This is a genomic window from Citrobacter sp. Cpo037, from assembly GCF_030332945.1.
In the GTDB taxonomy this organism is placed as follows: Bacteria; Pseudomonadota; Gammaproteobacteria; order Enterobacterales; family Enterobacteriaceae; genus Citrobacter; species Citrobacter portucalensis.
In genome coordinates this window covers 58,557-65,228 of sequence record NZ_JAOWGW010000076.1, presented here as the reverse complement: position 1 = coordinate 65,228, position 6,672 = coordinate 58,557, and the positions used below count along the sequence as shown (strand labels likewise).

Here is a 6,672-nt window from a genome sequence, read left to right as displayed (position 1 = left end):
GCCGGATAAGGCGCTTGCGCCGCAGCCGGCAACCGTTGTGCCTGATGGCGCTACGCTTATCAGGCCTACGAAACTACAGAATATGCATAAAGCCTGTAGGCCGGATAAGGCGCTTGCGCCGCATCCGGCGAAACGGATCAGGGCTGCGTCAGTATCCGGCGTTTATCTTCCGGCAACGTGTTCACTGCCTGCTGATAAGAGGCGTCGACCAGATAATAAATCTGTGAATCCGGCAGCGAGCCGTCCAGATACACCGTACTCCAGTGCGCTTTATTGAGATGCCTGCTTGGCCGAACATCGCTATGCTGCTGGCGCAACAGTTCTGCCAGTTCAGGGCTGGTTTTCAGAGACACCGCCGGGCGTTCTTCCACCTCTTTTACCATGGCAAAAAGCACATCTTCAACTTTGATTTGCGTGGCCTTCCAGTCACTGTGAACGCTCTGCTCCGCGCCCGTTTTTGCCATGCAGTATTGCAGCAACTCCGAATTCGTCATCTTTATTCCCCTTACCAGCATATTGCCTCATGAGAACATCTTTTATTCAGTGTGCAGCAAGTCCGCAAAAGGTAAAAGCCAGCAATGTAAATTTGTTTAAAAAAACAGCAATCCGCAGCCAGCGTCCTCAATATTCCGAGTTGACGATCACCTCTTCACCAAACGCACCGGCCTGTGGCAGCGGCTTATAAGTGGAGTTAGAGGCGCGCAAAATGCGAATACCGCGAATACCCACGTCGCGAGCGGCAGTGATGTCATTATCGGAGTCACCGTAGAACATGCGGATATTTTTATCCTGCAGCCACTGCGTTTTGGTGTTCTGACCCGGCTTGTCGCCGGCAAAAATGACCGGATTCATATTTCCAGCCGGGATGTGAAAGTTATCAGACAACGTTTTCGACACCGTTTCAGTCTTCGTCTGGCTACGCCCGGTCACGAAAAAGATGCTGTCACCGCGACGCACGTGCATATCGATCAGTTGGCGCGCGACTTCTTTTGGAATACTGAACTCGTCCCAGCCATTGTTCATTTTTTCCCAGAAGGCCGGATTCTTCAGGTAATCCTCACTGTCCGGAGAATACGTTTTTTTACCGCGCCAGAAGCCTGGGCTGGAAAAGAGGACAGTGTCATCGATATCAAACCCGACGGCCATCGGCGGACGTCCGGTCAGGCTGTTTTCAATTTGTGCCACGGAGACCCAGTGAATGGGAGCCTGCTCAGCGAGCTTTGCAACGTTAGTGCCTGGATTGAGCTGAGAGGGAGAAGAAACGAGTGCCTGGGCTGGCTGATTTAGCGTGAACAATAAACAAACGGCACTCAGTGCCAACGTAAACTTGCGCATATTTTTCCCTAAGTAGTCAGTTAGTTATCATTTTTTTATTAACAACTGGTCAAAAAACTATCTGACCTTACCCCTTAGGGGGAGGGAAAGGAAGGATTTTCTCTGGTTTTGTCCTGGAAAAGGAGCACGATCACATTGGAAAACAGGCCTGATGGCGCAACGCTTATCAGGCCTGCAAAGTCGGTTACATGACGGCAGCAAATGCCTTCGCCACGCGCTGCACGTTACCGTGATTCAGCCCGGCCACGCACATACGACCGCTGGCGATCAGGTATACACCGAACTCATCGCGCAGACGATCAACCTGGGCTACGCTAAGCCCGGTATAGCTGAACATACCGCGCTGTTGCAGCAGGTAGTCAAAATTACGGCCTGGGATCTCCGCATTTAATACGTTAACCAGCTCCTGACGCATCGCCAGAATGCGAGTACGCATCTCTTCAACTTCCGCCAGCCAGCTGGCTTTCAGCACGTCATCACCCAGCACCGCGGCAACTACCTGCGCACCAAAGTTTGGCGGGCTGGAGTAGTTACGACGCACCGTCGCTTTTAGCTGCCCCAGAACACGGCTGGCGGCATCAGCGTCTTCACATACCACAGACAGTCCGCCGACACGCTCACCGTATAAGGAAAAAATCTTCGAGAATGAGTTGCTGACCAGAGCGGGCAATCCGGCGCTGGCGATGGCGCGAATCGCATAGGCGTCTTCTTCCATTCCACCGCCGAAGCCCTGGTAAGCAATGTCCAGGAACGGAATCAGATCGCGTGCTTTCAGGATCTCAATAACGCTATCCCACTGCGCAGGCGTTAAATCCGCCCCTGTCGGGTTATGGCAGCACGGATGTAGCAGCACGATGCTGCGCGCCGGTAGGGTATTCAGCGTGGCCAGCAGGTCGTTGAAACGCACGCCGTTGGTCGTGTCGTCATACCATGGGTAAGTGCTTACTTCGAATCCAGCACCTTCAAAAATCGCGATATGGTTTTCCCAGGTCGGATCGCTGACCCACACACCAGAATCAGGGAAATAACGTTTCAGGAAATCTGCGCCAACCTTTAACGCACCGGAGCCGCCCAGCGTCTGAATGGTTGCGACGCGCTGCTGCTGGAGAACCGGATGTTCTGCGCCAAACAGCAGCGGCGCAATGGTATGGCGATACGTGTTCAGACCTTCCATCGGCAGATACAGCGAAGCACCATGCGGTTTGGCATTAAGTCGAGCTTCCGCTTCCGCCACCGCTCTAAGCTGAGGAATAATACCGTCTTCGTTGTAATACAGGCCGATGCTGAGATTCACTTTGTCGCTACGTGAATCTTCTTTGAAGCGCTCCATGAGCGATAAAATCGGGTCGCCAGCGTAGGCGTCAACTTTTTGAAACACGTGTGGTTCTCCGGGTTTACAGGCAGGGGTTAAGAACACAATAAACCGGAAGTGGGAGAAGATCGAGAGGATGTTGAGAGGAATATTGCCGGAAGGCGGCGTAACCACCTGTCCGGCACATCATGCTGTTAATCGATATACTTCATCGCCACCCTTGAGGTCAGGCGCGTAATAAGTTCGTAAGCACTTACTTTCGTCATTTCAGCAATACGTTCAACGGGCAGGCCCTCGCCCCACAGAATCACCGAATCGCCGGCTTTATCCTGCGCTTCGGGCCCTAAATCGACGCAGATCATATCCATTGCAACGCGACCGACGATCGGCACTTCACGGCCGTTGACCAGTACCGGCGTCCCCGAAGGCGCTGCGCGCGGATAACCATCGCCATAGCCCATCGCTACCACGCCAAGACGCGTGTCGCGCTCGCTCAGCCAGGTTCCCCCATAACCAACCGGCTCGCCCGCTTTGTGCTCACGCACCGCAATCAGACTTGAGGTCAGCGACATTACCGGTTGGCAGCCAAAATCAGCGCCGATGGAGTGATTTTCCAGTGGTGATACGCCATACAAAATCAGCCCCGGACGCGCCCAGTCGAAATGAGACTGCGGCCACAGCAAAATACCACCCGACGCGGCAATCGAACGCTGCCCCGGTTTGCCTTCACAAAAACTGTTGAAGATATCGAGCTGTTTTTCGGTCGCGCCACACTCAGGCTCGTCCGCGCGAGCAAAGTGGCTGACGATATTGACCGGCTGGCGCACGTTTTCACATTGCGTTAAGCGCTGATAAAACGCCTCAGCCTGCTCAGGGCGTACGCCCAGGCGATGCATACCGGTGTCGAGCTTCATCCAGACGGTAACGGGTTCAGCCAGTTTTGCTGCTTCCAGGGCTTCGAGCTGCTCCTGGTTATGGACGGCAGTATGCAGACGCTGCGCGGAAATAGTCGGCAGATCGGAGGCATCAAAAAACCCCTCCAGCAGCAGGATGGGCTGCGTGATCCCTCCCGCGCGCAAGCGCAGGGCTTCTTCAAGACGAGCGACACCAAAAGCGTCCGCATCGGGGAGCGTTCGCGCGGTCTCTAACAGACCATGGCCGTAGGCGTTCGCTTTCACGACCGCAACCAGTTTGCTGGCTGGAGCCAGTTCACGCAGACGTTGCAGGTTGTGTCGCAGAGCGCGGCGGTTAATGACTACAGTTGCCGCTTGCATTTGTATTCCTTTATAAAAGAATCTTCTAAATCATTCGTGTTGCTGGAGGGCGACAAGCCAGAGAATCCCCGGAAGCTTAGTAAACTAAGTGATCGGGGTGAACGGGCGTAGTCAACACATCTGCAGCATGAAGGATGACGGAGATTTATTCGTCGTCGTATTGTGGGCCCGCATAGTTATCGAAGCGCGACCACTGACCGTTAAACGTCAGGCGCACCGTACCGATCGGGCCGTTACGTTGCTTACCAATAATGATTTCTGCGATCCCTTTCAGGTCGCTGTTTTCGTGATAAACCTCATCACGATAGATAAACATGATTAAGTCGGCATCCTGCTCGATGGAGCCGGACTCACGCAGATCCGAGTTGACCGGACGCTTGTCGGCACGTTGTTCCAGAGAGCGGTTAAGCTGCGACAGCGCCACCACCGGCACATGCAGTTCTTTCGCTAACGCTTTCAGCGAGCGGGAGATTTCTGCAATTTCCAGCGTACGGTTGTCGGAGAGCGACGGCACGCGCATCAGCTGCAGGTAGTCGATCATGATAAGTCCGATACCGCCATGTTCACGGGCGATACGACGGGCACGCGAGCGCACTTCCGTAGGCGTCAGGCCGGAGGAGTCATCAATATAGATGTTTCGTTTCTCTAGCAAAATACCCATTGTTCCGGAAATTCGCGCCCAGTCCTCATCATCCAGTTGACCGGTACGGATTTTGGTTTGGTCTACGCGTGAGAGCGAGGCCAGGGAACGCATCATGATCTGTTCTGAGGGCATTTCAAGACTAAAGATAAGAACCGGCTTATCCTGCAACATCGCCGCATTTTCGACGAGATTCATTGCAAATGTCGTTTTACCCATCGACGGACGCGCGGCGACAATAATTAAGTCTGACGGCTGCAAACCAGCCGTCTTTTTATTGAGGTCGTCATAACCGGTGTTCACTCCGGTGACGCCGTCGTGCGGCTGCTGGAACAGTTGCTCGATACGCGCGACGGTTGCGTCGAGCACATCGGTGATATTTTTCGGGCCTTCGTCTTTATTAGCGCGGCTTTCCGCGATTTTAAAGACGCGGGATTCCGCAAGGTCCAACAGATCTTCACTGGAGCGTCCTTGCGGATCAAAACCGGCTTCCGCGATTTCGTTTGCAACTGAAATCATGTCACGAACAACGGCGCGTTCGCGGACGATATCCGCATAAGCGCTAATGTTCGCCGCACTTGGCGTATTTTTAGACAACTCAGCCAGGTAAGCAAAACCGCCGACGCTGTCCAGTTGTCCCTGAACTTCCAGCGACTCTGCCAGCGTGATCAGATCGATGGGTTTTCCCATCTCCTGCAGGCGATGCATTTCCGTGAAGATATGCCGGTGCGGACGGGTATAAAAATCTTCCGCCACCACACGCTCAGCGACATCGTCCCAGCGTTCGTTATCCAGCATTAAACCGCCCAACACCGACTGTTCCGCTTCAATCGAGTGCGGCGGTACTTTCAGCCCGGCGACCTGGGGATCGCGCTCACGAGCATCAGTCTGTTGTTTGTTGAAGGGTTTATTTCCTGCCATAGTGAATGGAGTTACCGAGATAATGATTGGGTCGAAAGATTACCACATTTCTTTTGGAGGAAGCATGGCAACACGTATTGAATTTCACAAGCATGGTGGCCCTGATGTACTCAAGGCGGTGGAGTTTACGCCCGTAGACCCGGCGGAAAACGAAATCCAGGTCGAGAACAAAGCGATTGGGATCAACTATATCGACACCTACATCCGCAGTGGTCTTTATCCACCGCCTTCCCTGCCCAGCGGGCTGGGTACCGAAGCCGCCGGCGTAGTCAGCAAAGTTGGCAGCAAAGTGACACACATTAAAGCTGGCGATCGCGTAGTGTACGCCCAGTCTGCTCTTGGCGCCTACAGCTCAGTGCATAACGTTCCGGCCGATAAAGCCGCCATCCTGCCTAACGCTATCTCGTTTGAACAAGCTGCCGCCTCGTTTCTTAAAGGGCTAACCGTTTTTTATCTGTTACGTAAAACCTATGAAATTCAACCTGATGAGCCGTTTTTGTTCCATGCGGCTGCAGGCGGCGTCGGCATGATTGCCTGCCAGTGGGCAAAAGCATTGGGTGCGAAGCTGATAGGTACCGTCGGCAGTGCGCAAAAAGCGCAAATTGCGCTGCAGGCTGGCGCATGGCAGGTCATTAACTATCGTGAAGAGAGCATTGTTGAGCGAGTGAAAGAGGTAACTGGCGGTAAAAAAGTGCGAGTGGTGTATGACTCGGTGGGGAAAGATACCTGGGAAGCCTCGCTGGATTGTTTACAGCGCCGGGGATTAATGGTCAGCTTTGGTAATGCTTCCGGGCCGGTTACTGGCGTGAACTTAGGCATTCTGAACCAGAAAGGTTCGCTATACGTGACCCGTCCTTCTCTACAGGGTTACATCACCAATCACCGCGAATTAACCGAAGCCAGCAATGAGCTTTTCTCGCTGATTGCCAGCGGAGTGATCAAAGTGGATGTCGCGCCTGGTCAAACGTTCGCACTGCACGATGCACAGCGTGCTCATGAAGTACTGGAAAGCCGCGCCACGCAGGGATCGAGTTTGCTAATTCCTTAAGATGACGGGGAAAGAAAGAATTAGGGCTTCCCGCAGGAAGCCCTTTCTTTTTTTAGTTCGGCTGTATGTAGGGTACAGCTCGATGAATTCGTTAACCTGGCAATAGTGACAGATTTGATAATCAATTCCTATTTGGTTCTAA

6 protein-coding genes are annotated in these 6,672 nt (G+C 53.4%); 1 reads left to right on the top strand and 5 read right to left on the bottom strand.

Annotated features, from left to right (window positions below; translation table 11 throughout):
- Window positions 1-137: 137 nt before the first annotated feature.
- From OGX94_RS20170 to dnaB, 5 genes are all read right to left on the bottom strand, one after another.
- Window positions 138-494: an MmcQ/YjbR family DNA-binding protein gene (locus OGX94_RS20170; RefSeq protein WP_008786927.1), complete on the bottom strand. Its 357-nt coding sequence runs from the start codon at window positions 492-494 to the stop codon at window positions 138-140.
- Between the two features lie 127 nt (window positions 495-621).
- Window positions 622-1,335: an acid phosphatase AphA gene (gene aphA, locus OGX94_RS20165; RefSeq protein ID WP_003826615.1), complete on the bottom strand. Its 714-nt coding sequence runs from the start codon at window positions 1,333-1,335 to the stop codon at window positions 622-624.
- A gap of 184 nt (window positions 1,336-1,519) precedes the next feature.
- A complete protein-coding gene (tyrB, locus tag OGX94_RS20160; protein ID WP_003826614.1) occupies window positions 1,520-2,713 on the bottom strand; it encodes an aromatic amino acid transaminase in 1,194 nt (397 codons plus the stop codon).
- 128 nt (window positions 2,714-2,841) lie between these two features.
- Window positions 2,842-3,921, bottom strand: coding sequence for an alanine racemase (alr, locus tag OGX94_RS20155; protein ID WP_003826612.1), 1,080 nt, complete (start codon window positions 3,919-3,921; stop codon window positions 2,842-2,844).
- A gap of 145 nt (window positions 3,922-4,066) precedes the next feature.
- Window positions 4,067-5,482 (bottom strand): replicative DNA helicase, encoded by a 1,416-nt coding sequence (dnaB, locus tag OGX94_RS20150; RefSeq protein ID WP_003826610.1) that lies wholly within the window; start codon window positions 5,480-5,482, stop codon window positions 4,067-4,069.
- 64 nt (window positions 5,483-5,546) lie between these two features.
- Between dnaB and OGX94_RS20145 the strand changes: the two genes are divergently transcribed.
- Window positions 5,547-6,530: a quinone oxidoreductase gene (locus tag OGX94_RS20145; RefSeq protein ID WP_008786924.1), complete on the top strand. Its 984-nt coding sequence runs from the start codon at window positions 5,547-5,549 to the stop codon at window positions 6,528-6,530.
- Window positions 6,531-6,672 lie beyond the last annotated feature (142 nt).

Coding starts and splice junctions, on each gene's coding strand:
- OGX94_RS20170 (WP_008786927.1), bottom strand. CDS start 494: ATGACGAATTCGGAGTTGCTGCAATACTGCATGGCAAAAACGGGCGCG.
- aphA (WP_003826615.1), bottom strand. CDS start 1,335: ATGCGCAAGTTTACGTTGGCACTGAGTGCCGTTTGTTTATTGTTCACG.
- alr (WP_003826612.1), bottom strand. CDS start 3,921: ATGCAAGCGGCAACTGTAGTCATTAACCGCCGCGCTCTGCGACACAAC.
- dnaB (WP_003826610.1), bottom strand. CDS start 5,482: ATGGCAGGAAATAAACCCTTCAACAAACAACAGACTGATGCTCGTGAG.
- OGX94_RS20145 (WP_008786924.1), top strand. CDS start 5,547: ATGGCAACACGTATTGAATTTCACAAGCATGGTGGCCCTGATGTACTC.